Source organism: Galactobacillus timonensis, from assembly GCF_900240265.1.
Classification (GTDB): domain Bacteria; phylum Bacillota_I; class Bacilli_A; order Erysipelotrichales; family Erysipelotrichaceae; genus Bulleidia; species Bulleidia timonensis.
This window is the reverse complement of record NZ_LT964739.1, coordinates 1,929,443-1,954,440: the sequence shown is the minus strand read 5'-3', so window position 1 is coordinate 1,954,440 and position 24,998 is coordinate 1,929,443. Positions and strand designations below refer to the sequence as shown.

The window sequence follows — 24,998 nt, the reverse complement described above, 5'->3', positions numbered from 1 at the left end:
CTTCACTTTCTGGAATCGAAAATAATGCCCTTCAATTTATTGGTTAACGTGTCTTCGGGTTTTCCTTCCGCCCGTGCTTCCCGATAGGAAACGGAACGGATGAACTTCTCCATGTCCAGACTGTTGTCTGTATAACCCGTGATCGGAAGCCTGTCCTTGTATGCATAGAACAGTCCAAGACACGCAGTCAGCCCAGAATTGCGCCCCCCGATCGTTTCCGGAATATAGTTTCTAACTTCACAATTCAAATGGCGGCGTAAAAGGGAATCAAGGCCCTGCAGTTCGCCACCTTCACCGGTAATAATAACAGCAGTTTTTCCGGCCTGCAAGATTGGCCCGCATAAATTGCCCACATCCTGAACCCATGACTGGATGCGCGGCTGAATGCATTCAATCAGCTGTTTTTCGCTCAAGGTGCGGCTGTGACCGTTCGCATCGGACCAGATATGAACGAGCATGTCTCCGTAAACCTTCTCATCAAGACGGGCACTGTACTTGATCTGTTCCATCGCCTCATTCATGCCCATACCATAGGCTTCCACCAGTGCCTGTGCAAAGGACGCTAGACCGACCGGGTTAATGACTGCCGATGTGACTCTGCCCTTGTTCAGCAGTCCCAGCGTCGTCCCTTCTCTCTCCAGTTTCAGAATGATAACGTTCTGATCCACCGACTGCTCGAACAGCGCAGCCTCCTTGCTGACAGCGTAAATATCAAGGTAAATATCCATTACCGAGAGGCCGGCCTTTTCAACGCAGCCAACCAGATCGAAACTCAGCTTCCTGTCCGCACACAGCATGTCAATCTCAACGGTCAGTTGACGTGCCTTTTCACCGATCGGAAGACGACGCGTCGAAATGCCGTTGACAGTGTACTTCACACAGTCCGTCTGAATCAGTGCGTAGCCTTTACCGATATTGATCGTCTGTGCCTTGCGCATGGCCTGACGGATATTCTCGACCGTAATCTCGCCGTCGATTCCTTCAATCGGCACCGTAACCTTGACCGAATACCGGTGCATGTTCACGGAAGGAATCGCCAGGATCACCTTCTGCAGCGGAGCTCCGATCAGCTTGCTCGCATCCGCGGCAGCTTTCTGAATCGCATCCACCACTTCCTCCGGCTGCTCAACCGCATTCAGAGAAAGACCGGTGCACGGAACCTGCTCAACTTTAATAATATTGAAGCGCGTATTGAAAAATTCGCCAACGATCAGACGAACTTCATGACCGGTAATTTCCAGTGCCGCAAAAATCTGTTTATCGTCCACGGGAAATGCTCCTTTCGAATCTTTGCTACATTTTACCACAGGATATCGGATTATCCCCGGCCCCATCCGTATTTTCCATATTGCATTTGCATTTTAATCATGATATTCTACTGAAGCGTTATGAAGTAAGGGAGGTGCAGTCATGTCCAGAGTATGCGAAGTATCCGGCAAGGGACCGCTGTCAGGCAATGCTCGTTCCCATTCTCTGCGTGCAACCCGCAGAAGATGGAATGTCAATCTGCAGAAGGTACATATGATCGTTGACGGAAAGCCCAAGACAGTAAAGGTTTCCGCACGTGCATTAAGGACCCTCAAAGGCGGAGCCAAGGCAAAAAGAGCAGCGAAAGCGGCTTAAGTATCCTAATAAATAAAAGGACTATCTAAAAATAGATGGGGTTTGGGGGTGCCTCTAAGAAATCCTGGGATTGATGATCCGGGAGGAGTTAAAGAGCTGTAAACCCTCATGGGGAGGCACAACGGCCTTCTCCTTTTCGTATTTACCGATTATCATGCGGTTAGAGACATCAATAGAAAGGAAAAGGTTCAGAGACAAAGCTTCCCAGCACTCTCTGAACCCGTAACCAAAACCATGGTTAGTGTACCACATTCACAATACAAAATTGTTAAACATCCTAATCATCCGAATGATTTTTGATGAAATGCAGCGAACCTGTTTTGGATCCTGAAACAGGCCTGCCAATGAGATTCTGCGGAACAGCCAGAAGGTGCGTTAAAACGCCAAAAGGTTCTTACTGGATCTGGATTCCTGTCGCCGTCTCTTCCAACGGAAGACATCACCGTGTTCTCCCTGATTTCCTTGTCCCTTACAAGCACTACTCGGTGCAGACCATCGAATCGGCTCTGGACAATGATCTGGATCTTGATCGTTATTCGCTTCCTTCCGATTCTTCCGTTTACCGTTGGAACAAATGGCTCGATAAGCTCATTGTGCAGCTCCGGATTTTCCTGAAGCTGGTTGATCCGCCTGATTCGCTGCTTCAACAGCTTCGTGTTCTATTCCGGCGTGATGTCCGCCGGGCTCCGGAATATGATTCTTCCAGTGGCTGGGTGGCCGGAATCAATCTCTGCCTGAATGGGCCAAATGACTTTGACTTGGGCCTTTCCTGATCTTCCCCTATGCTGGGCTCAAAGGAGAAGATCTATGTCCGAACAATCTGATAAACAGGCCATTCTTGAATTCTTTAACCTCGATACAGGCAGTGTGGAGAATGTCATCTTCCATAATGACAATGGCAGTGCGTCTGTCCATGTTTTACTGCGGCCGGATCATCCGCCTTGTCCCGATTGCGGCTGTACCCTGCCAAGGGTTAAGGACTACATTGACAAGAAGATAAGCCACGGCGTCTTTACTGATCGTGAGTGCACCATCTTCTATCATGCCCGCAGGTACATCTGTCCTGTCTGTCATCGAACGTACTATGAGAACAATCCATTCTGTTTCAGGAAGCAGCACATCTCCGCCCTCACGGTTGAAAACATTCTGAACGATTTGAAGATTCAGACCGAGACCTTCGCTTCCGTCGCTAAGCGGTATCACATCTCTCCCACAACCGCTGCCTCCGTCTTCGATGCCCACGTAAAGGAGGCGCGAAGACCTCTGCCCACATTGATGTGCTGGGATGAGAACTACGCATTTTATCATCCGGGAGAGAACTCAAAATATGTGTTCGTTATTCTCGACTTTGAGTCACAGGAGCCGGTGGATATCCTGCCAAGCAGAAGAAAAGATTATCTGCTCAGCTACTTTCTCAAAATCCCAGTGGAAGAGCGAAAGCGCGTCAAAATGATTGCCACGGACATGTATAGTGAATACCGCGCCATCATACGTCAGCTGTTCCCTAAGGCCTATCATTCCGTTGACCATTATCATGTCAGCCAGGAGCTCTCCAGAAAGGCTGACAGCGTCCGGATCAGAGTAATGAAGCAGACTCCAAAATATATTGAAGGCACAAAAACACAAACCAACGAGTATTATCTGCTGAAGACATTCAACTGGATGATATTCAAGCGGCTGGACGCCAGAGACAAAGATGGTAAAAAGCTGTTCGATCCCGGCCATCCAAGGAAAATGAACCGCAAGCTGAACCGGTTCCTCAATTATTACGAAATTAAAGCCATGATCGAAGCCGTTCATCCCGATTTGAAAAAGGCATGGGACCTCAAGGATGACGTTGTGGACTTCTATGACAACTGCACTTACGATACTGCTCCCCAGGAGCTGAACAAACTGATTCAGTCCTTCGCAGCCAGTGGTATTCCGGAAATGAAAGAGTTCTCCCGCACCCTGATCAGCTGGAGAGAGGAGATTATCAACTCCTTCATTGTCGTAAAGCAGCGTCATACAGTCGATAAGGACACAGGCCAGGTGGTAGTGTCCGACATAAAACTGAATAACGGATTGATGGAGAACCGGAACTCAATCATCAAGACGATCAAGAAAGCAGCCAACGGATATACCAACTGGGACAGGTTCCGCAGCCGCTGCCTATATGTGCTCAGAAAGAGCTCCAAGCCAATGTTGAATCCTGTCATTCCGCCAAAGAAGGTTAAGCAATGACTTCAACCAGCTTTCAGCCCCTGAGTCCCGAGCAGACATGGATCACTGCAGAAGGAGCCTGTTTGTATGGCAAAGAAGCAGAACAATATCTGCAGGCCAGCATTCGTTCCATGAACCGAATATGCCGCTCAGCACAGCGATTAATGCGCGGCATTGAATGCGAGCTGAAGCAGTGTGACCAAACGAGCAGTATGACTCTGTATGCCATGAACACAGACGAGATGCTTGCCCGCATCGCCATCTATTGCGAGATGTTTTTGGATGAATACGAAGAACTTCAGGAGACGCAGCCGTAACAGGCGGTCTCCTTTTCCTTTCCATTCAAAAACCGCCTGTTTTACCAGACGGTTTCGTGGTGGGATAAACCTTCATGGGGTACCCTGACACCCCAAGTTTTTTTACTTCGTTTTCGAGGCATCCCCAGATAAATTTAGATCGCCAATAAAAGGAATCCGGAGAACCGGATTTTCTTTTGGCACTAGTCCCGTGACCGTATCACGAGAACAGTGCCTTTTTTTACAACCAGCCTTCCTTCCGCTGCACTCAATTCATTGCTCACGGTATAAAGGTCCAGCGGCCCTAGTCTTTGATTCTTCAAAGGATAATAGAAACCTTCCAGTGAAACCACCGCCTCCTCAAACGTAAAGAAGGAATAATACTTCCAGCCATCATTCTCACGAAAGTCATAGCCGCCTTCTGTGACCGCCTCGATCCGGTTGCACTCATCCGCAAGTACCAGCTGATTGGCAAACACAGCACACAGCCGCAGATTGACCAGCGTATGATCCATGCGCCCGCCAAGGCCGCCAAGCAGAATGATCTTCTCATAACCAAGCCTGTGGGCGGCCCGGACAGCGGCTTCGCTGTCCGAGTCATCTTTGACGGGATTCAGCCTGACTACTTCTTTGCTGTATCGGCGGATTAATGCCATGTCTTCTTCATGAACCGAGTCAAAGTCACCGATGGCCAGCACCATCGGTATCTTTTTCTGTGCAAGCAGAAGTGCACCTTTATCCGCGCCGATATAATCTGCATCCCCCAGATCCTGCGGCAGCTGTCCGCCCTGCTTGAGCATGATGACACAGGTCTTAGACAAGGGAATGCACAGCTTTCCGGATATCGTTTTTGAACACATAGCTTCCCGCTACCAGAACATCCGCGCCGGCTTCTACACACTGTTTTCCGGTTTCGGCATTGATGCCGCCATCCACTTCGATCAATGCTGTACTGCCTTCTTCCATCAACCATTTGCGCAGCGTGCGGATACGATCAAGAACCGCCGGCTGGAATTTCTGTCCGCCGAATCCGGGCTCAACACTCATCAGAAGAAACAGATCAAACTTTCCGATCCACGGCTTCAGATATTCCAGAGGCGTGCCCGGTTTGATCGAGAGGCCGACAGACTTTCCAAGCTCATGGGCATGTGCGGCAAGCTTTGCGATCTCTTCCTTATGCATCAGAGCTTCCTCATGGAACGTATAGTTATAGGCACCGGCTTCATAAAAGGAATCCATGAAGGCAACCGGGTCCTCAATCATTACATGCACATCCAGTTTCTGCCGGCTGCTTTTGGCAAAGCCTTTCATAATATCGGTGCCAAAGGTCAGATTTGGAACAAAATGTCCATCCATCACATCGAAATGGAGCCATTCCGCTTCCGATTCATTGAGTTGCTGAATCTGTTTCTCCATATGGCTGTAGTCCAGTGATAATACCGAAGGGGCAACGATTGTCATAAGCTTTTTCCTCCTTGTTCAGTAGGTCTTCTTCTGTGCTTCAATCCAGTGCAGAATTTCAATGTAATGCGCATAGGCTTCGGGCCGGATCTTTCCTTTTTCCAAAGCTTCTTTCACTGCGCAGCCCGGCTCCTGATCATGGCGGCAGTCATTGAAGCGGCAGCTGCCGAGATAGGGCTGAAACTCGAGCACACAGTCCGCCAGCTCCTCTTTGGTAATGGACGAAAAGTCCAGCGAAGAAAAACCCGGTGTATCTGCCACAAGACCGCCGGCCGCCGGATGCAGCTGCGAGTGGCGCGTCGTATGCTTGCCACGTCCCAAAGCCTTGGAAATCTCCTGTGTCGCAAGATGGAACGAAGGATCCAGCTCATTGAGCAGCGAGCTCTTACCCGCGCCGGACTGTCCTGTCAAAACGGTGATTTTTCCCTTTAAGATTCCGCCGAGCTCCCGGCTCAGCTGACCTCTTCCGCAGCGGATCACCTGCATCGGGCCGGCTTCATAGGCTTCAATTTCCTTTTCCACTTCTTCCGGAATGCCAAGATCGCATTTCGTAACCGCTAATACCGGCGTAATCCCCGCATGCACAATCAGCATGCTCAGACGGTCCACAAGCGTCGAAGAAAAATCCGGCTCCCTGACCGACATCACGATCAGTACCTGATCAATGTTGGCACAGGCCGGGCGCACCAGCTGATTGCGCCGGGGGTATATTCTCTGGATGCCCCAGCGGCCGTCCATCTGCTGTGCCTCAACCTCGTCACCGATGACCGGTGAAAAACCCTTGCGCAGCTTTCCCATCGCAACCGCGGTCACAATCCGCCCGTCTTCAAGCTGCAGCGTATAGTCTTTGGAAAGAATCTTGATAATCTTTGCCTGCATGTTGTCCGATCAATAGTAGTAAAGAATCACATAATTGTCGTCGCGCTGCGTATATTCACTGCCGCCTTCCGGCTCAACGCTGATGACGACGCCTGTCTTCAGATTGGCAATTTCTTCGCTGCTCAGTCCCGAAACATCAAGATTGCTCGTAACGACTTTGACATTCAGCGCCTCCAGCTCTGCGGTCGCATCCTCAATTGATTGATCAATCAGATCATCCGGAATCGTGATCGTCGGCCAGGCCGAATAAACGAGCCGGATCGTTGTACTGGTGCCCGGGTTGAACATTGTTCCCGGATCCAGCAGCTCCTGACGGATGACGGTTCCGGCCGCCACCGTGTCGCTTTCCTCTTCCTGCGTCTCGATGGTCATGTACTGATACTGGGCCAGGTCATTCTGCGCATCGGACAGGGTCCAGCCCGTATAGTCCTTTGTCGTAACGCCAATGCCGCTGGAAACGACAACCGTAAGACGGCTTCCCTTCTCAACCGAACTGCCGACATCGGGCGACACGGAAATGATTTTCCCTTTTTCAGTATCCGTTGTCAGCTCATAGGTCACATTGGATGTATCAAGCACAAGGTTGTTTTCCACCGCAAGATTCTTCGCATCCGCCAGCGTCATGCCGACAACGTTGGGAACATTCACCGTCGTCACCGCCGGCGCAAGAATGCCAGACATCGAAAGTGCAAAGTACGCACTTGCCGCTCCCAGCAGAATCAGAAGCACAATCAGAAGATACACCAGCCAACTCTTATGGCGCTTCTTGCGCGGAACAGCGGAATGTACGACACGCCGCTCCGTCTGTTCGTCTGTTTCTTCCTTCTTCTCTGGTTCCTTTACTGCCGGCCTTGGTTTCGGTGTCTCGGTACGGGGCTGCGAAAACCTGACCTTGGGCTCATGGAGACGCTCCGGATACAGACAGGTATTGAGATCCTGCAGCATCTCGGTGCAGGAGCGATAGCGGTTTGCCGGATCCTTGGCTGTCGCCCGGATCACGATGTTTTCCAGCGACTGCGGCACCGTCGGATTCTGCTGGCGGATACTTGGAATTTCGTTGTGCATCTGCATCAGAGCAACCTGCACCGCACTTTCCGCCTTAAAGGGAACATCCCCCGTCAGCATCTCATAGAGAACAATGCCCAGCGCATAGATGTCTGACTGTGCCGAGGCAGGCTTCCCCTTGGCAAGTTCCGGGGCCAGATAATGGACGCTGCCCATGACATTATTTGCCTGCGTCAGCTGCATACTTCCTTTGGCAAGAGCGATGCCGAAATCCAGCATCTTGATTGAGCCGTCAGCCGTAACCATTACGTTCTGCGGCTTGATGTCACGATGAATGATACCGCGCCGGTGCGCTTCCGCCGTCGCCGAAACCAGCTGCTTCATGATGTCAACAGCTTCTTCCTTCAGTAAGGGCCCCCGCTCCTTGATCACCTGCTTCAGCGTCTTGCCCGGACAGTATTCCATCACGATGTAGTGATGGCCCTTATATTCTCCGACGTCATAGATTTCGACGATATTGGGATGCGAAAGTGCCGTCGCCGCCTGAGCCTCACGTTCAAAGCGCAGAACCGAAGTCGGATCCGTGCTTAATTCGGAACGCAGAATCTTGATTGCAACCCGACGGTTCAGAATGAGATCCGTAGCCAGAAACACATCCGCCATGCCGCCCTGACCAATATGCTTATAGACTTCGTAGCGATTCGCAATCAGATTATTTCCTGCCATGGGTCTCCTCCTTTCCCTCTTCCTCCAGGTCGACCAAAATGATCGTAACGTTATCGTAGCCTCCCGCATCCATGGCGAGATTGAACAGGCTACGCACCTTCAGTGCCGGGTCCATGTCCCTGCGCCCGAGCACATCGCTGATATCGCCATCGCTCACATAGCCGTGCAGACCGTCGGAACATACCAGGAAACCGGCCGCCTCCGTATCGTAGCGGAAGATTCTTGCCCGCGTATGGTCCCACACGCCAAGCGCATTGGTCAGCACATTGCGGCGCGGAAAATCCTTCGCCTCTTCCGGCGTCAGCTCGCCGCGCTTCACCATCTCATTGACCAAAGAATCATCTTCCGTCAGCTGTTTCAGCTTCCCGTCCCAGTCAAACGCATAGGTACGCGAATCACCAATATTGACAATGTAGCGGCCAACATCACTCAGAACGACGCCGGTCAGCGTCGTACCCATTCCCTTCAGGGAAGGCATGCGGTCCCCCATCGCGTGGATCTCGCGGTTCGTCTTATTGATTTCACCCAGAAGCCAGCACTTCAGATCCTCACCATCCCGGAACGGACGATGATCCGAAAACGCTCTGGAAAAGTGTGTGACCGCCATCTGGCTCGCCACATCGCCCCCTCTTCCCCCGCCGATCCCATCGCAGACCATAGCGAAAACATCGCCCTGTTCCCCAGCGGCGATGGAATAGCTATCCTGATTGGTCTTCCGCATTTTTCCGCGGTCCGTTAGTCCGAAATATTTCATTCTTTTCCTAATTCGTGCCGTGCCCGCAGCTGTCCGCACGCTGCGTCAATATCATCTCCATGCTTGGTGCGCAGCGTCGCCTTGACGCCATGCTTCATGAGGACGTCATAGAAGTGCAGCGCTGTACGCCCGTCCGTTGTCCGGTATCCGTTTTCGTCCACCTCATTATATGGAATGAGATTGACATATGCATTCATGCCGCGGATCAGATCCGCCAGCTCAATCGCACAGGCATCCGAATCATTGACACCCTTCAGAAGAATATATTCAAACGTCAGCCGCCGATGATTATCGACGCTGTAATCCTTCAGCGCCGCCATCAGCGTATCCAGCGGATAGGCCTGATCGACCGGCATCAAACGCCGGCGCATCTCATCATTGGGCGCATGGAGCGACACCGCCAGATTGTACTGATAATGTCCCGCCGCAAAGTCACGGATCCGCGGCACAATGCCGCAGGTGCTGATCGTAATGTGACGTGCACCGATGGCCAGCCCAAGATCACTGTTGACGACGGCACAGAAGTCGAGCACGTTGTCATAGTTATCGAACGGTTCGCCCGTTCCCATGATAACGATATTGCCGACACGCTTGCCTTCCGCCATCAGTTCGCGCTCAATGAACATCACTTCACCGACCATTTCGCCCGCCGTCAGGTTGCGCTGTTTCTTTAAAAGACCGGAGGCGCAGAAGCTGCAGCCCATGTTGCAGCCGACCTGGGAAGAGACACATACACTTTCCCCGAAGCTGAAGTGCATCAGCACCGCTTCCACCGTCGAGCCATCCTTCATCTCAAAGAGATATTTCGCCGTCAGATCTCTTGCCACCTGTTTATCGACCAGATGCACCGGATCAATATAGAACTCTGCCTTCAGCTGCTCGATCAAAGCTGCCGGAAGATCGCTCATCTCATCAAAGGAAGAAACCTGCTTCCGGTACAGCCACGCATAGATCTGTTTTGCACGGTAGCTTTTCTGCCCCCGCTGCGCCAGCCAGTCTGTCAGCTGCGCAATCGTTTCATCATAAATAGTCCGCATAATCCTGTTTATTTTATCATCCCTGCCCCTCAGAAATGTACTCTTTCCACCAGCGCCCCGTAGAATCCGCTTCCATGCAGGTCCTGCGGAAACCAGGTATGTTCCTCACAGAGCGAAAACTGCGGATGCTCCTGAAGGAAGCAACGAATCTGGGCAGCATTCTCCTTCTGATCCAGGGTACATGTACTGTACACGAAGCGGCCACCTTCTTTCAGCCGCAATGCCTGCGCATTCAGAATCTTCTGCTGCACATCGATCAGCTGATCCAGATTCTCCGGCTTCAGATGGTACCGGATCTCCGGCTTATGCGCCAGATCCCCCAGACCCGAACACGGCACATCCAGGAGAATCCGATCATACATCCCATCTGCCGCAACGCTGGCATCATGCACCGACGCTTCGACAATGTTTACCCCGGTCTGTTTCATCAGGGCATTGATCAGCTGCACCCTGCCCGGATAGAGATCGAAGGCAGTAATCCTGCCCTGATTGTTCATTGCACAGGCAATCTGCTGCGTCTTGGTCCCGGGAGCCGCACAGGCATCAAGAACCTCCATTCCACTCCTTGCATCAAGCATGCGCACAACCCGCTGCGAAGTACGGTCCTGAATGACACAGAACCCCTTCTGAAACAGCGGTGACGACGCCAGAATCCCGTCATACTGGAAGCAATCGTCTTCGATCGCTTTTACCTTCGGATCGGCAGCGGCTGTCTGCCACCCTTCATGAAGAGTGTTCCATCTTCCATAGACGGCAGCCGGCTGCTGGTCCGCCTGTGCTATGGAAAGAGCGGTGCTCTTTCCATAGTGTGCTTCCCAGAGTTTCAGAATCCAGAGCGGATGACTTGTTTCAATCGCTGCCTTCTTCAGTTCATCGGTTTCATCCACCGGCAGCTCCCCGCGCCGCTGCACCTGCCTCAAAACCGCATTGACGAACTTTTTTTCATACGGGTTTGCCATGGCGACGGCATCATTGATCACGGCATAGGCCGGGACGCGTTCCATCTTCAACAGCTGATAGACGCTCATCGAAAGCAAAACAGCTGTCTTCGGTTTTGTTTTAGCGGCAAGATCCTGCCACTGGTACTGCAGCCACATCCAGCTGCGCAGACTTCCATAGATAATCTCGGAGGCAAGTCCCTGATCGAGCGGCGAAAGATCATTTTTCTCACGCATCACAAGTGATGCGTAGGCACCGTGATTCATTACCCGATCCAGTACATTCCATGCATACATTCGTGCATTCATTTTTCTACTCCAGTGCCATCGGGTTGACATCGACCCGGATGGATACCGACGAAGGATATTTTTCCCTGAGGGCTTCGCGGACGCTGCTGCGCATTTCGTCCAGGTCCCTTCCCTTCAGAAGGATGCGGTCGCGCATCAGATCCTGCAGTTTAAACAGATTGATGACGCCGATCGTTTTGAAACTGCCGGAAAGATGCTGCTTGAGCCGCGCCGAGGCCGAATGAACAGCCTTCGCATCCCTTCCCGTAATCGTCAGCGCAATCAGATACGTATACGGCGGATACATGCCGGCGTGACGGAACTGCATCTCGCTCTGAAAGAACATCAGATAATCCTGTTTCACAGCAGCCCTGACTGCATAATGATCGGGATCGAATACCTGATAAACCACTTCTCCCGCATCAAGGCTGCGTCCGCTTCTTCCGGCGGCCTGCACCAGAAGATCAAACGTCATTTCACAGCTGCGGTAGTCGCTGCGGCTGAGGCCTTCATCACCATTCAGAATGCCGACAAGCGTCACATCGGGGTAGTCCAGTCCCTTGGCAATCATCTGCGTCCCAAGAAGAATGTCCGCCTCATGGCGGCCGAAGGAGGACAGAATCTTTTCGTGGCTGTTTTTATAGGCCGTCGTATCGGCGTCCATGCGCAGAATCCGCGCCTGCGGGAACATGTTCTGAACCTCTTCCTCCAAGCGCTGCGTCCCGTAGCCGAAGGTTGAGAAACCATCCGAAGCTCCACAGGAAGGACACACCTTCGGAAGGCGGCTGACCGTTCCGCAGGAATGGCATTTCAGCAACCCCTCCGACTTATGCCAGCTCATGGCCAGATCACAATGGGGACAGATGATCGCCTGCCCGCATGCCCGACAGCGCAGGATACTCGTATACCCGCGGCGGTTCAGCAGAAGGATGACCTGTTTGTGCTGATCCAGGGCCGCCTTCATCTTTTCCTTCAGGACTTCGGAAATCATGAAATCACGGGAGCGAAGCGCATTTTTCATCGGCACAACCGTGATCGCCGGCATCTGCTGATTCACCCGCTGACTCAGCGTAATGAGATGATAGACACCCTTCCTTGCCCGTGCAAAGCTTTCCAGCGACGGCGTCGCCGATCCCAGCAGCACCTTGCAGTGATTGTACCTGCCCCGGAACAGTGCCACATCCCGACAATGGTAGGCCGGCTGATTTTCCTGCTTGTAGGAAGAATCCTGTTCCTCGTCAAGAACGATGAGGCCCAGGTTGGTAAAGGGAAGAAACACCGCACTGCGCGTACCGACGACAATTGAAGCCTTTCCGCTCATCACCTTGCGGTACTGCTCATATTTCTCCTGCGCATTCAGCGCCGAATGATAGACGGCAAGATCATTTCCAAAACGGCTGTGCACACGCGAAATCATCTGCGGCGTCAGCGATATTTCCGGCACCAGGAACAGGACCTGCTTTCCTTCAGCAAGCGCCTGCTGCGCCAGTTCGAGATACACTTCCGTTTTTCCTGATCCCGTTACGCCATAGATCAGATACACTTCGTCATCACTGTGGTTGATAGCATCTACGGCTTCCTGCTGCTCACGGGTGAGTGGATAGGGCCGCGCGGACGCCGTCCCCGCGGATGGTGCAGCCTGCCGCTCGCGGCTGAAAAGCTCAACGACGCCTTTTGTGACAAGGTTATGTGCCTGATTGGGGAATTCCTTTCGTAAGTCGCTGTAGCGCATCTCCTTCGCATTGGCGACCGCTTCATAGGCCAGCAGTTCCTTCGGTGTCAGTTCGGCGCCGTTCTGCGTGATGCGTACCCATTTTTCACTGACGACCGCTGCCCGGTTGCCCGCCGGCTTGATCTTTGCCGGCAGCATCGCCTGAAAGCAGGCAATGGCGGAAGACAGCGTCTCATCCCGCATCCAGAGCGCAAGATCATGAAGCTCCGGAGTAATCAAAGGCTCCCCATCCAGCACGTTCCCGATTTTCTGAAGCTCAAATCCCTTTTCCTTCTCTACTTCTTCCAGTGTCTGATCCGTATGACAGCCTTCTTCAACAAACCCGATCAGCTGACGATGATTGAAAGAGACTTCCACCCTTACACCGCAGAGAAGAGGCGTATCATACCAATACGTATAGGTACGGTCCAGTGATCGCACCGGATGTTCGATCCAAACTTCGATTAATTCCATCGCCGATATTTTACTATAAGCCCGTGCATCGAATGTGCAATAATTATGGACAGAAACAGGAGGCCTCCCTATGAAATCCTCACGTAAATATACACTCGGCCTGATCGGCTGCGGAGCGATGGGAACCGCTATCGCCCATGGCGCCGTCATCACGGAATATCTCGAACGCTATCAGATCTGCGTCTATGATCACCATGAGCAGCGTACACGTGATCTATGCCGCAACGAAAGCTTTGCCTACATGGAAAACGAAAAGGATGTCGCTTCCCAGTCCCATATCACCCTGATTGCCGTCCAGCCCCAGGCGCTGGACGCCTGCCTGGAAAAGCTGAAGGGCACGAAGATCGAATGCCTGCTTACCATCGTTGCCGGCATTCCGACGTCGTACTATCGTGAAAAGCTCGGACAGGATGTTCCGGTGATCCGGGCCATGCCCAACATGGCGCTTTCGATTGGCGAAGGCGCTACGGCCCTGTGCATGTCGGACAACACTTCGGCTGACGATTATGACTTTGTCTTCAAGCTGTTTGCCTCGATGGGCATCAGCCGCACCATTCCGGAATCACAGATGAGTCAGATCATCTCCGTCAACGGGTCGACCCCCGCCTACTTTTATGTCTTCCTCAACAGTCTGCTCAAGGACGCAACCTCCCGCGGCATCGAAGATGAAAGCGCAAGGGCGCTGCTCGTACAGACCATGATTGGCGCCGGCAAGCTGCTGCAGGAACATCAGGCTGACGCGATCGAAGATCTGATCAAGGAAGTATGCACCGAAGGCGGCACGACCATTGAAGCCGTACGTTCCTTTGAGAAAAACGGCCTCGACCGTATGGTTCATGAAGCGGATGACGCCTGCATCAAGCGCGCCGAAGAGATCGGAAGCCGCAAATAATTCATCTCGCGTTCCACTCAAGCATTCAAAAACAGGACTCCGGGTTCTATGCCGAAGTCCTGTTTTCAGTTGTTTCTCAGTTTTTACTGCCTTTCTTCTCAAGCAGATACCCTGCAACCAGAGCGGCCGCACCGGGCACCAGCAAAGCGATCATATCAACAATCACCTGCTTCGAAAGCAGAGATGCCGACACACCGGCCGAAGCAAGATAGCTGCGAAGCGCGAAGATGAACAGCGCCGTCAGAACCATGCTCAGGATATAGAAGATCTGCGGAACAAGCGTTTTTACATCAGCTGTTTTCTTCATAACAAACCTCCTGGGTTTTTTATAGTATACGGTCAATGTTTGAATAATGCGTGAAATCTGCCCCACATCTTCGTAGAACTGCCCGTATTTCACTTCGTCTCTTCAGAATCCGGATACAGATCCACGTATTCCTCACGTCCATATCCGCATGCACTAAAGAAGCCCCTGGCATCCTTGAACTGTAACGGAAGATGGATGACCAGCGGACCATAGTTCTCTGAGGCACTCTTCAACAGAGCTTTTCCAGCACCTTTTCTGCGCATGGAAGGATCCACGTATACTTCCCTGACCTTACCGTCTTCACTTACCTCAAGATAGCCTGCAAACTGCCCACGCAGCGAAGCCGCATACACATGAAAGGAGCGAAGATCATTTTCAAGTTCCTGCTGCGAAAGGGATACATCGCATCCCTCAAAATCCTTCTTGAGCATCAGCAGCCGCATGTAGTTGTTCCGGTTGATTTCAACAATGCGCCAGGATACCGCAGCTTCGTTGAAAGAAGACTGAACAGGGGCTTCCCTTTCCTCTGCTTCTTCGTCAGCCGCATCCTCAGGATCCACATCTGCACCGGAAAAGCTGTAGGGAATACCGTTGTCTTCGCACCAGCCCATCGCCAGGTCCATCAATGCATTCTCCTGCCACCGGTACCACTGATCTTCGATACCGAAGCGCTGCAGAACCGAGCGAAACCGATGGAAGGCACCGCGGCCCGAGATCGCATTGACAAGCCAATCACGCTCTTCTCCCGTACGGCTTTCCGCAAAATCACGGATCATGCCGTAATCATCGCGTTCCATCTTGGTCGGCAGCTGCACCGCATCCTCAGGAACATCATCATCCTGTTCGTAAAACTCTTCCGTCGACGGGGAATACCAGATATCCTGATCCTCATCAACCATCGATATTTCATCTACCAGCTGTTTCAGATTGACTGCCATCGTAATGATCCCTTCCTATCCTGACTGCTACCTACAGCATTACTTTACACCATATCCGCTGCCTGTCATTGATTCGCCACCCTGAAAATTTCCAAAATCCATGCCACCGGACAACGGATCATCATCGCTCCTGCACAGGCAGGAATATGCAGGAAGACTAAGACAAACGGCCATTTGTAAACTCTACGCTCTGCTCAGGCAACATCGCGGATATCATTTTCTACGATGTTGAATCGCATAAATTCAGGAATCGCTTCCTTCTCAGATCTTCGTAAAGCATTGTCATTTCCTTCAACGGCTGCTATTGCCAGAATGATTGATGGATAGATGATTTCTTTCAATTTGTACCGCCGAATATAATTCATGGGAAATGCTTCTGTAGTGGCTGGCTTCGCCTCTTTTACGTGCCTCACGTTTGATTGATCTGGCTCCTTTCTGAGACTCAAGAACATACGTTTCATCAAGCTCTACGGTTCCTGCCAGCTTCTCTGTTTCCTGCCCAGAGCTTTTTCAAGGAAGCAGAGAAATTTATGACGGTTCTCAAATACACACTGTATGGACCGATTCAGTCTGGCTGCAGTCTTCTTCATCGGTACGCAGAGAATTGCATCCTTACAAATCTCAACGAATTCTTCCTGCGTGATCTTGAGGTTATGCGTCATCATTCCGGAATCATATACAAAGCGCTTGCCACAGGACTTGCAGCGATAGATCTGCTTAGTGGCGTAAGGATTGCCAGTACGCTTCCCGCCCGTATGTTTAATGTGCTCAAAGCCAGCTTTTGTAAATCCATCCGTGCAATGGCATTTAGGGCATACTGCAGGTTCGGTCCCAGCAAGCTGATCATTCAGATTCGCCATGTCATTAACGATACGGATGACGCGATCCTGCTGGGAATCCGTAAGGTTGAAGAATTTACGAATCACTTCGGGAACTCTCATAGTTGGCCTCCATCTTTATGGCTTCAAATGACAGCTTCCTACTTAGGGCGCACAAAAAACGTATAGTGAACCAAATCTTGTTTAATTTAGCAAAAGATAAAACAATGGAACTATCGTCAACACTGTTATCCTCTGAAAGGAGTCGTCAAATATGCTTTTGCTTTTTCAATGCCGGAAGTGTGGCAAGTTCTTCTGACGGAGTAAGCATTATACAGCGTCTGTTTCCAATATATGCAGTGTGAAAATCACAACTCCTTGCAATATAAACAGGCAAAGAATCCTGATGATTCCCTGCTTCATATTTTATTGAGATTCCGAATTGTGCGTACCGGGATCTTATAACGCTCAGAAAAATCGGATCGCGTATCTCCAAGCATCGCTCTCATTTCTCTTATTTCAATATGCTTCACCGCCAGAATTTTACACCCAATGGGTGCATTGGTTCATCAAAATTCAAGCCTCCTGCCCTTCAGGGTGTTTCGCCCCGGAATTACCGCATACGTATTTTTTTCGTGAATTTGCAATACAGCATCAGGCCAAGCTCACTACCACTGCTCTTGCTATCCGCAGGATTTTCAGAATTTTGATCTTCTTTACCCTTTTTATCCATCACCAGCATCACCTCTTTCCAAATCCACAAACCAAAATCACAAACCTTGAAAAGATGAAAAAAGGCCACTAGATAGGTACAAAATCTATCTAGTGGCCCTGCCACTGAAGATATGGTGGTCGCTAAGGGGTTTGAACCCTTGACCCCTCCCCTGTGAAGGGAATGCTCTCCCGCTGAGCTAAGCAACCAGTGCAAACAGTATACCATCCTTCACTGACTGCCGCCAGTGAATTTGGATCCCTGCCTCAACCGGTGATGACTCTGCTCAGCTTCACATCCCATGGATCCGCATCAATCCGGTCCACCAGCTGCCCGCGGAAGATAATGCCGACAGCATCCATGCCTGCAGAGAGCACGGAATCATAATAGCCCCTGCCATAGCCGACACGGTTGCCCTCACAGTCAATGGCCAGCGCCGGAACAATCATCATTCCGATGGAGGAAAGATTGATCTTCCCGGCACCGTTTTTCGGCTCAAGAATAGAAAACGGAGCCGGAACAAGATCTTCAAAGCTTTCGATCCGGTAAAACCCCAGCGTACCGCCTTCCACCTTCGGAACTGCCACCGTTTTCTTTTCTTCCAGGCACCAGGCAATGAAACGCCTGGTATCCAGCTCATCTTTCACTGAAACATAGCAGCCGATGACTTCTACATCCCGGCAGATTTCCTTCAGCTGTGACAGAACGGCTTCTTCTTCAAAAGCACGCTCCCCATTACTTAATGAGGAGCGTAGATTTCTTCCCAGCTTTCTTGCGTCTTCCTTGTTCATCAGCCGATCGAACCGCTCATATCGATCTTGAGCAGCTGATTGAGCTCGACCGCATATTCCATCGGCAGCTCACGGGTGAAGGGCTCCAGGAAGCCCATCACGATCATCTCCGTCGCCTGCTGTTCGGAAAGACCGCGGCTCATCAGATAGAAAAGCTCATCTTCACTGATCTTGGAAACCTTGGCCTCATGCTCGATCGTCGATGTTGCGTTGTCATTGATGTTCAGAGGAATTGTATCCGAACGCGACAGATCATCGAGAATCAGCGTATCGCACTCAATGTGCGCCTTGCTGTAATCAGCTTTCGGCGTAAAGCGGATCCAGTCACGGAAATTAGTCACACCGCCATTGCGCGAAATCGACTTGGAAACAATCGAAGAACTCGTATGCGGCGCCAGATGAATCATCTTCGCACCCGTATCCTGAAACTGGTTCTTCGAACCGACCGCAATGGAAATGCACATGCCGTGCGCATATTCACCGGCCAGAATGCAGGCCGGGTACTTCATCGAAATCCGGGAACCGATGTTTCCATCGACCCATTCCATCGTACCGTGCGCATCGACCTTCGCCCGCTTGGTTACCAGGTTCAGAATATTGCCCGACCAGTTCTGCACCGAAGAATAACGGCACTTCGCACCCTTGCCGACAAATACCTCAACAACGGCCGCATGCATCGAATCCTTCGAATACTGCGGCGCCGTGCAGCCTTCTACATAGGAACATTCCGCTCCATCATCCACAATGATGATTGAACGCTCAAACTGACCCATCGATTCCGAATTGATCCGGAAATACGACTGCAGCGGCTTCTCCAGCTTCACGCCCTTGGGAACGTAGATGAAGCTGCCGCCCGACCATACGGCACTGTTCAGCGCCGCAAGCTTATTGTCCGTCGGCGGAACGATGGTCGCAAAGTACTTCCGGAACAGATCCGGATATTCTCTCAGACCGCTGTCAATGTCCAGGAAGATGACTCCCTTCTTCTGCACCTCGTCCAGCATGTTGTGATACACCGCTTCCGACTCGTACTGCGTCGTGACTCCTGCCAGGTACTTGCGCTCCGCCTCCGGAATGCCAAGCTTCTCGAAGGTGTTCTTGACCGTTTCCGGCACATCGTCCCAGCTCTTCTCGGCCTCCTGCGAAACCTTCTTGTAATAGGTGAAATCCTGGAAATTGATCTCCGAAAGATCCGGTCCCCAGTTGGGCATCGGCATCGACTCAAACGTATGGAACGCCTTCACACGGAACTCCGTCATCCATTCCGGCTCATGCTTGAAGGCGCTGATCTCGCGCACAATGTCTTCATTCAGGCCCTTGCCGGTATCCAGAACGGCTTTCACATTGTCCTTGAAGCCGTACTTGTAGTGATCCTGCGAAGTCAGTATATCGTCTCTGTTTTCTTCGCTCATTTCTTTTCCTCGCTTTCCTCAAGCATCTCCTTCATCGCCTTCCAGCCGATGGTTGCACACTTGATGCGGTTGGCCTGCTTGTGCACATTCTTCATCGCAACGGCTTCCTCCAGAAGAGAAGGATCATAGTCCTTTTCCTCAATCATATTGAAGTAGTTGTCGATAATCTTATCGGCTTCTTCGACGGTCTTTCCCTTGATGAGATCCGTCATCATCGACGTCGACGCTGTCGAAATCGTGCAGGCCGTACCATCAAAGCGCACATCCTGCACCCTGCCGTCGGCAATCTTTGACTGCACCGTAATGTCGTCAATGCAGGAATCCGATGCCATATGCCGGCTCAGATAACCGGCGTCATTTTTCACCAGTCCATGATTGTGCGGATACTGATAGTGATCCATGATCAGCTCCCGCAGCACCATCGGATCGTTCAGAAGATCAGATTCAGACATATCACCACTGCCTCCTTAGAAGAAAATGCCTACCGCATTCTCCAGAGAAACCTCTGAGATGACCTGTACCGCACGGTCCACCTCTTCCTTCGTGTTGTAGAAATACAGCGACGCCCGTACCGTCTGATCCGTACCAATGATATGGTGAAGAATCTTGGCACAGTGATTGCCCGAGCGCACCGCAACATTCTTCGCAGCCAGATACCCGGCCGCATCCTGCGCAAAAATCATCTTTCCGCTCTTGGGATCCTTGACGTTGAAATCGATCGGCCCGTGTTCATTATCCGGATTATAAAGAACGACGTTATCAAGCTGCAGCATCTTCTCACAGAAATACCGGCGAAGCTCCATCTCATAGGCCTCGATGTTATCCATCCCGAGCGAAAGCAGATAGTCCGCCGCAGCCGCAGCACCGATCACACCTTCAATGTTCGGCGTACCGGCTTCAAACTTGACCGGCGTCTCCTTGAGAATCATCGAACCGTCATCCTCAAAGCGCGCATTCATATCGCCCCCGAGCATCTGCGGATCCATCCGGTCCAGCAGCTCCTTCTTCCCGTACAGAATGCCGACTCCCGAAGGACCGCACATCTTATGTACCGAGAAGCACAGGAAATCAACATCAAGATCCTTCACATCCACCGGCAGATGCGGAACGGACTGCGCACCGTCCACGATCATATAGGCACCGGCCGCATGTGCCGCCTTAGTCATTTCCCTGATCGGCTGAACAGAGCCGAGCACATTGGTCATCTGGGCAACGCACACCGCCTTTACGCCCGGATGCAGAGCCTTCTTGAAGTCATCGATTGAAATTCTCGCCTCGCCATCCGTCGGAATGTATTCCACCCTGATGCCGTATTCCTTTTCCATCCGGAACCACGGCAGCAGGCAGCTGGCATGTTCGGCCTTTGTCGTCAGAACAACATCGCCGGGCTTCAGAAACGTATGCTGCATTGCATAGGCGACCTCATTGAGCGACTGGGTCACGTTATGCGTATAGGCAATCTCATCCGGCTCACAATGAATCAGCCTGGCAAAGGATTTCCGCGCCCCGTCATAGAGACGGTCATTGGTCACCGCAATGCCATAGTCACCCCGGTGCACGTTGCTCGTATGCTTCGTATAGAAGTCAGTGACCGCATCAATGACCGGCTGCGGCTTCAGTGTTGTGGCCGCATTATCAAAATAGATCAGATCCGGGTTGTTCCGGAACATCGGAAAATCGCCGCGGACTTTGTTTACATTGAACATAGTTCCTCGAGCTTCCTTTCCATTTCATCCTTGAGCATCTGCCTGAGATCGGCGTCATCAATCGTATCGGCGATCGGCAGAAGATATCCCTGCGCCAGCAGAGCCGTGCACGTATTGTGGTCCAGGCCGCGCGACTCCATGTAATACAGCTGTTCCGGATCCACCTGGCCAATGCTCATGGCGTGGCTCGCCTGCACATCATTCTCATCAATCAGCAGCTGCGGAAGAATCTCCGTATTCTGCCCCTGCGCAAAGGAGAGGGCGCGGCTGGTCTGATGGGACTCCGAATGCGAAGCACCCTTCACCATCTTGCCGACGGCATTGATCATGAGCTTTCCCTTTTCCAGAACCACGGCATAGTTTTCCATATTGCCGTAGGTCTTCGGCGCATAGTTGACGACCTGCATGTTATAGCTGCGGCGCGTCTGTACCAGATTGGCTGAAGAAAGAAGACCTCTCGCTCCCGGCTCCAGCAGGGCAAGATACGTATCACGCTCAATCGCATGATCGTTCAGCTCACCATAGGCAACCGTCACATCACTGTCGGCCAGCGCCTCATGCGTCTCATCCATCTTCAGATCACAGTCATCTTCATTCCAGAAGAGATAGGTCACCTTCGCATTGCGGGCGGCATAGGTACGCACACGAATGTCTGCCGCGTGCTTGATCCGCACAAAGATGCGGCAGTCTCCCTGACAGCGGAACGTCAGATTCAGCTTCCGCTCACTGTCAATCTCATACGAAAACAAACCGTCCGCAAGCTGAAGATCCGTATCAACATGGATCGGCGTCATCATTTCCGGACCCCTGCTTCAGCAGCTGTACGCACAGCGCAGCTGCCAAGTGTTCCTACCGACTTGCGCTTGTAAGGATCCTCTTCCTCCGCCGTCGGCTTCACATGATATTCCTTATAGATCCAGTCGTAGCCATCGTGATCGATCCGGCGTGCCAGATCGCCATCACCTTCCAGAACAACCCGGCCATCGACCAGCACATGCGTATACTCCGGACGGATCAACTCAAAGAAACGCTCATAGTGCGACACAATGATCAATCCCATGTTCGTTTCCGCCTTCAGATTGTTGATGGCATCACCGACAATCCGCATCGCATCAACATCAAGACCAGAGTCCAGCTCATCGAGCATCGCCAGCGACGGCTTGAGCATCTCCATCTGAACAACCTCGTTGCGCTTCTTTTCGCCGCCCGAGAATCCTTCGTTCAGGAAACGGTGGGCCAGATCTTCCCGCATATCAAGATCCTTGATCGTCTTTTCCATAGCCTTGATGAACTGAAACAGAGGAATCGGCGTCTCACGGCGCACATTCATTGCGGCACGCAGGAAGTCGCTGTTGGTTACACCCGGGATCTCCTGCGGATACTGCATGGCCAGAAAAAGACCTGCCTTCGAACGCTCATCGACGCTCATGGCCAGCACGTCCTTGCCATCCCATGTAATGGAACCGGAAGTCACCTTATAATTCGGATTGCCCATGATCGCCGCCAGCAGCGTCGACTTGCCGTTGCCGTTCGGCCCCATGAGTGCATGGATTTCGCCCTCATTTACATTAAGGCTGACACCATGCAATATTTCTTTATCGTCCACGGATACGTGGAGGTTTTCAATTGCTAAGTTCTTCATTCCCAGCTTCCTTTCATTTACGCTCGGAATTATAGCATAGCCTCCCTTCCACAAGGCTTTTGACGCTCTTCCGTTTCGATGCCCAGACTGCTTCAGAATACATTTCGGATAATCTGTATCAAACAGCCCCGGCTGACATCTGAAACCTGATCTCCCGCTCATACACAGCAGACACCCGGACGGATCCGTTTAAAATTGCATTGCCAAAACCATTGTCTTATAATTAGAAAGCATTTTTTTCAGGAGGAAACATGGGCAGCTTTTTAAAGAAGAACTGGTTTATCTGTGTTCTCGTCGTCGCCCTTGCCGGTGTCAGCGGATATTACATTTACGACACAAGTAAAGACAAGCTCCGCGGCAAGAAGTCGAATGGAGAGGACGTTGTATACCAGATCAATGACGATGATGTAACAGCATCCGAATTCTATGATCAGATGTACGCCGACAGCGGCGTATCCGCTCTGTATCATGCCGTACTGCGTCAGGTCGTGGATCAGACAGTCGACACAACGGATGAAATGAAAACGAATGCCGCAAGTCAGGCACAGAGCATCATTTCCAGCTACGCTTCATCTTACGGCTCCAGCTATCAGACAACTCTGGATTCGCAGCTGAAATCGATGGGCTACAGCGGCTACGATGATCTGGAGCAGTACTTTATCGACTACAACAAGGAACTGCAGATCGCAGGCGACTACGCAAAGAATCACTTTGATGAACTGAAGATCCGCAACATCTCCTATATCCTTGTAGCAGCGGACGCAAACTCCGAAACACCGGGTCAGCCATCCGAGTCGCAGCAGGCAACGATGGATGCCGTTGATGCCGCAATCGCAGCAGGCAAGGACTTCGCCGTTGTTGCGGCTGATTACTCCGCAGACAGCTCCACGGCTTCTTCGGGCGGTGTTCTGGGAACGATCGATAAGAATACGAGCAACCTCGATGAAGACTTTCTGACGGCTGCCCTCGAGCTTAATGAAGGCGAAATCAGCAACTGGGTTTATTCTTCGAACTTCGGCTTCTTCAAGATCAAGTGCAACGCCGCAACTCCGGAAACACTGGAGACGGTTGTAAAGCAGCAGGATCTTGATACAGCTAACGGCGTCGACTATTCTTCACCGGCAACGCCATCACCGTCTGCCTCCGCTTCTCCGGAAGCGAGTGCTTCCGCACAGCCTTCCGCATCTGCTTCGGCAAAGGCAACCGTCGATCCGGATACGATCGATTCCAATCCGTACTACGATCTTGTTTCGAAATGGGATACAACCCTGACCGGACAGGCTATCTGGGATAAAGCTGAAGAGCTTGGCATCACTTTCGCTAACGACGATGATCGTGCTGCTCTGCGCAGCTACATGGGACTGGAAAGTGAAGCAAGCGCTGAACCGACAGAATCCCCGGCCGCAACGGAAGGAGGCGCACAATGAAGAAGTTAATTGCAATCTGTGCCGCAGCTCTGGTAATTGTTCCTCTGGCAGGCTGTGACGATGCCAGCGCAAAGCTGGACAGCGCCAATGAACCGGTCGTCACGATCGGCGGCAAGCGCATTACCAAAGGTCAGCTGTATTCTTCCCTGATGACATCCGTCGGCGAATCAACAGCGATCAGCCATTCGTGGCAGGTCATTGAGGATCAGGAAATCGAAACCACGGATGAGATGCTCTCAAATGCACAGAGCACCCTCAGCGGATATAAGATGATGTATGGCGAAGATACCTTTAACCAGTATCTTGAATCGACAGGCATGACTGAAGATGACTACATCAACAACGTCATCCTCGTCTCCACCAAGAAGCAGGAGCTGTACAAGAAGTACATCGAAGAGAACTTCGACACGGTTGTTACGGCCTACAATCCGATCAAGGCAACCATTCTCACCTTCACATCCAGTGACGATGCCAACGCAGCCGTCAGCGGCCTGAAAGACGGCTCCACGACCGTCGCCGATGTCATCTCGCAGTATTCCCTCTCGGACAGCGGTGAATCCCAGCTGATCACGATCGATACAACTTCGATTGATACGATTGCGCTGAGCTATCTGCGTTCTGCATCGGTCGATGACGGCTGGCAGGTTGTTCCGGGAAGCTCGGAAGACACATGGTATGTTCTGCGTCTGGATTCCAATACTCCTGCAGATTACCGTGACGAATTCATCGACTGGGCTTACCAGCAAACGTCCGTACAGAACGATGCGACGACCTACTGGTTCAAGAAATACAACTTCCATGTCTACGATATCGATCTCTACAATGCCGTCGCAAGTGCAGATCCCAACGCTCTTGTGCAGGCAATCGCAGATCCGACACCGACACCGGAAGAGAGTGCATCCGCAAGTGCTTCCGCTGACGCAAATTAAGCAAACAGAGATTCCAACAGGGCAGCCGCA

27 protein-coding genes and 1 tRNA gene are annotated in these 24,998 nt (G+C 51.7%); 7 read left to right on the top strand and 21 right to left on the bottom strand.

Annotation, left to right across the window (positions count from 1 at the left end; all coding sequences use genetic code 11):
* Positions 1–2 precede the first annotated feature (2 nt).
* The gene (locus tag C1714_RS09260; RefSeq protein WP_102342896.1) at positions 3–1,268 is read right to left on the bottom strand and encodes a cell division protein FtsA; all 1,266 of its coding nucleotides are present in this window, start codon (positions 1,266–1,268) and stop codon (positions 3–5) included.
* Positions 1,269–1,410: 142 nt separating this feature from the next.
* On the opposite strand from C1714_RS09260, the gene rpmB reads away from it, so the two are divergent.
* The 4 genes from rpmB (at position 1,411) to C1714_RS09235 (ending at position 4,142) form a co-directional block, all read left to right on the top strand.
* Positions 1,411–1,623: a 50S ribosomal protein L28 gene (gene rpmB / locus C1714_RS09255; RefSeq protein WP_102342895.1), complete on the top strand. Its 213-nt coding sequence runs from the start codon at positions 1,411–1,413 to the stop codon at positions 1,621–1,623.
* 299 nt (positions 1,624–1,922) lie between these two features.
* Positions 1,923–2,396, top strand: a complete 474-nt coding sequence (locus C1714_RS09245) for a DUF6431 domain-containing protein (RefSeq protein WP_135567852.1) — start codon at positions 1,923–1,925, stop codon at positions 2,394–2,396.
* Positions 2,397–2,430: 34 nt separating this feature from the next.
* The gene (locus C1714_RS09240) at positions 2,431–3,846 is read left to right on the top strand and encodes an ISL3 family transposase (protein WP_167849870.1); all 1,416 of its coding nucleotides are present in this window, start codon (positions 2,431–2,433) and stop codon (positions 3,844–3,846) included.
* Positions 3,843–4,142 (top strand): hypothetical protein, encoded by a 300-nt coding sequence (locus C1714_RS09235; protein ID WP_102341322.1) that lies wholly within the window; start codon positions 3,843–3,845, stop codon positions 4,140–4,142. The genes C1714_RS09240 and C1714_RS09235 overlap by 4 nt, the downstream gene beginning before the upstream one ends.
* A gap of 182 nt (positions 4,143–4,324) precedes the next feature.
* Here C1714_RS09235 and C1714_RS09230 read toward each other — a convergent pair whose 3' ends face one another.
* Genes C1714_RS09230 through priA form a run of 8 tightly spaced genes read right to left on the bottom strand, consistent with a single transcriptional unit; the run spans position 4,325 to position 13,394 of the window.
* Complete coding sequence (locus C1714_RS09230) at positions 4,325–4,981, bottom strand: thiamine diphosphokinase (protein ID WP_102342894.1); 657 nt, start codon at positions 4,979–4,981, stop codon at positions 4,325–4,327.
* Positions 4,935–5,582 carry a ribulose-phosphate 3-epimerase gene (rpe, locus tag C1714_RS09225; RefSeq protein ID WP_102342893.1) on the bottom strand — a complete coding sequence of 216 codons (648 nt, stop codon included), beginning with the start codon at positions 5,580–5,582 and terminating at the stop codon, positions 4,935–4,937. The genes C1714_RS09230 and rpe overlap by 47 nt, the downstream gene beginning before the upstream one ends.
* A gap of 18 nt (positions 5,583–5,600) precedes the next feature.
* Positions 5,601–6,461 (bottom strand): ribosome small subunit-dependent GTPase A, encoded by an 861-nt coding sequence (gene rsgA, locus C1714_RS09220; protein ID WP_102342892.1) that lies wholly within the window; start codon positions 6,459–6,461, stop codon positions 5,601–5,603.
* 9 nt (positions 6,462–6,470) lie between these two features.
* Entirely contained in the window at positions 6,471–8,192 is a 1,722-nt protein-coding gene (pknB, locus tag C1714_RS09215) for a Stk1 family PASTA domain-containing Ser/Thr kinase (protein ID WP_102342891.1), read from the bottom strand.
* The gene (locus C1714_RS09210; protein ID WP_102342890.1) at positions 8,179–8,946 is read right to left on the bottom strand and encodes a Stp1/IreP family PP2C-type Ser/Thr phosphatase; all 768 of its coding nucleotides are present in this window, start codon (positions 8,944–8,946) and stop codon (positions 8,179–8,181) included. The genes pknB and C1714_RS09210 overlap by 14 nt, the downstream gene beginning before the upstream one ends.
* The gene (gene rlmN, locus C1714_RS09205) at positions 8,943–9,983 is read right to left on the bottom strand and encodes a dual-specificity RNA methyltransferase RlmN (RefSeq protein ID WP_102342889.1); all 1,041 of its coding nucleotides are present in this window, start codon (positions 9,981–9,983) and stop codon (positions 8,943–8,945) included. Before rlmN ends, C1714_RS09210 begins: the two co-directional genes overlap by 4 nt.
* Before the next feature lie 29 nt (positions 9,984–10,012).
* Positions 10,013–11,230: a 16S rRNA (cytosine(967)-C(5))-methyltransferase RsmB gene (gene rsmB / locus C1714_RS09200; protein WP_167849999.1), complete on the bottom strand. Its 1,218-nt coding sequence runs from the start codon at positions 11,228–11,230 to the stop codon at positions 10,013–10,015.
* 4 nt (positions 11,231–11,234) lie between these two features.
* The gene (gene priA / locus C1714_RS09195) at positions 11,235–13,394 is read right to left on the bottom strand and encodes a replication restart helicase PriA (RefSeq protein WP_245305090.1); all 2,160 of its coding nucleotides are present in this window, start codon (positions 13,392–13,394) and stop codon (positions 11,235–11,237) included.
* 70 nt (positions 13,395–13,464) lie between these two features.
* Between priA and proC the strand changes: the two genes are divergently transcribed.
* Positions 13,465–14,286, top strand: coding sequence for a pyrroline-5-carboxylate reductase (gene proC, locus C1714_RS09190; RefSeq protein WP_102343201.1), 822 nt, complete (start codon positions 13,465–13,467; stop codon positions 14,284–14,286).
* Between the two features lie 76 nt (positions 14,287–14,362).
* Here proC and C1714_RS09185 read toward each other — a convergent pair whose 3' ends face one another.
* From C1714_RS09185 to sufC, 12 genes are all read right to left on the bottom strand, one after another.
* Positions 14,363–14,593 carry a hypothetical protein gene (locus tag C1714_RS09185; protein WP_102342886.1) on the bottom strand — a complete coding sequence of 77 codons (231 nt, stop codon included), beginning with the start codon at positions 14,591–14,593 and terminating at the stop codon, positions 14,363–14,365.
* Positions 14,594–14,682: 89 nt separating this feature from the next.
* Positions 14,683–15,531 carry a GNAT family N-acetyltransferase gene (locus C1714_RS09180; protein WP_102342885.1) on the bottom strand — a complete coding sequence of 283 codons (849 nt, stop codon included), beginning with the start codon at positions 15,529–15,531 and terminating at the stop codon, positions 14,683–14,685.
* A 194-nt stretch (positions 15,532–15,725) separates the two neighbouring features.
* On the bottom strand, positions 15,726–15,896 hold the full coding sequence (locus C1714_RS14075; protein WP_167849998.1) for a hypothetical protein: 171 nt from the start codon (positions 15,894–15,896) through the stop codon (positions 15,726–15,728).
* 102 nt (positions 15,897–15,998) lie between these two features.
* Positions 15,999–16,472, bottom strand: coding sequence for a hypothetical protein (locus C1714_RS09170; RefSeq protein WP_102342883.1), 474 nt, complete (start codon positions 16,470–16,472; stop codon positions 15,999–16,001).
* A 490-nt stretch (positions 16,473–16,962) separates the two neighbouring features.
* A complete protein-coding gene (locus C1714_RS13860) occupies positions 16,963–17,187 on the bottom strand; it encodes a hypothetical protein (protein WP_135567924.1) in 225 nt (74 codons plus the stop codon).
* 8 nt (positions 17,188–17,195) lie between these two features.
* A tRNA-Val gene (locus C1714_RS09160) sits at positions 17,196–17,270 on the bottom strand.
* 57 nt (positions 17,271–17,327) lie between these two features.
* Positions 17,328–17,852 carry a 5-formyltetrahydrofolate cyclo-ligase gene (locus C1714_RS09155; RefSeq protein ID WP_102342882.1) on the bottom strand — a complete coding sequence of 175 codons (525 nt, stop codon included), beginning with the start codon at positions 17,850–17,852 and terminating at the stop codon, positions 17,328–17,330.
* A complete protein-coding gene (sufB, locus tag C1714_RS09150; RefSeq protein ID WP_102342881.1) occupies positions 17,852–19,264 on the bottom strand; it encodes a Fe-S cluster assembly protein SufB in 1,413 nt (470 codons plus the stop codon). Before sufB ends, C1714_RS09155 begins: the two co-directional genes overlap by 1 nt.
* Entirely contained in the window at positions 19,261–19,716 is a 456-nt protein-coding gene (gene sufU / locus C1714_RS09145) for a Fe-S cluster assembly sulfur transfer protein SufU (protein ID WP_102342880.1), read from the bottom strand. Before sufU ends, sufB begins: the two co-directional genes overlap by 4 nt.
* Before the next feature lie 15 nt (positions 19,717–19,731).
* The gene (locus C1714_RS09140) at positions 19,732–20,970 is read right to left on the bottom strand and encodes an aminotransferase class V-fold PLP-dependent enzyme (RefSeq protein ID WP_102342879.1); all 1,239 of its coding nucleotides are present in this window, start codon (positions 20,968–20,970) and stop codon (positions 19,732–19,734) included.
* Positions 20,958–21,767, bottom strand: a complete 810-nt coding sequence (locus C1714_RS09135) for a SufB/SufD family protein (RefSeq protein WP_245305089.1) — start codon at positions 21,765–21,767, stop codon at positions 20,958–20,960. Before C1714_RS09135 ends, C1714_RS09140 begins: the two co-directional genes overlap by 13 nt.
* Entirely contained in the window at positions 21,764–22,612 is an 849-nt protein-coding gene (sufC, locus tag C1714_RS09130) for a Fe-S cluster assembly ATPase SufC (protein ID WP_102342878.1), read from the bottom strand. The genes C1714_RS09135 and sufC overlap by 4 nt, the downstream gene beginning before the upstream one ends.
* 251 nt (positions 22,613–22,863) lie before the next feature.
* Between sufC and C1714_RS09125 the strand changes: the two genes are divergently transcribed.
* Positions 22,864–24,039 carry a peptidylprolyl isomerase gene (locus C1714_RS09125; RefSeq protein WP_102342877.1) on the top strand — a complete coding sequence of 392 codons (1,176 nt, stop codon included), beginning with the start codon at positions 22,864–22,866 and terminating at the stop codon, positions 24,037–24,039.
* Positions 24,036–24,968: a hypothetical protein gene (locus C1714_RS09120; protein WP_102342876.1), complete on the top strand. Its 933-nt coding sequence runs from the start codon at positions 24,036–24,038 to the stop codon at positions 24,966–24,968. The genes C1714_RS09125 and C1714_RS09120 overlap by 4 nt, the downstream gene beginning before the upstream one ends.
* The last annotated feature ends 30 nt before the right edge of the window (positions 24,969–24,998 follow it).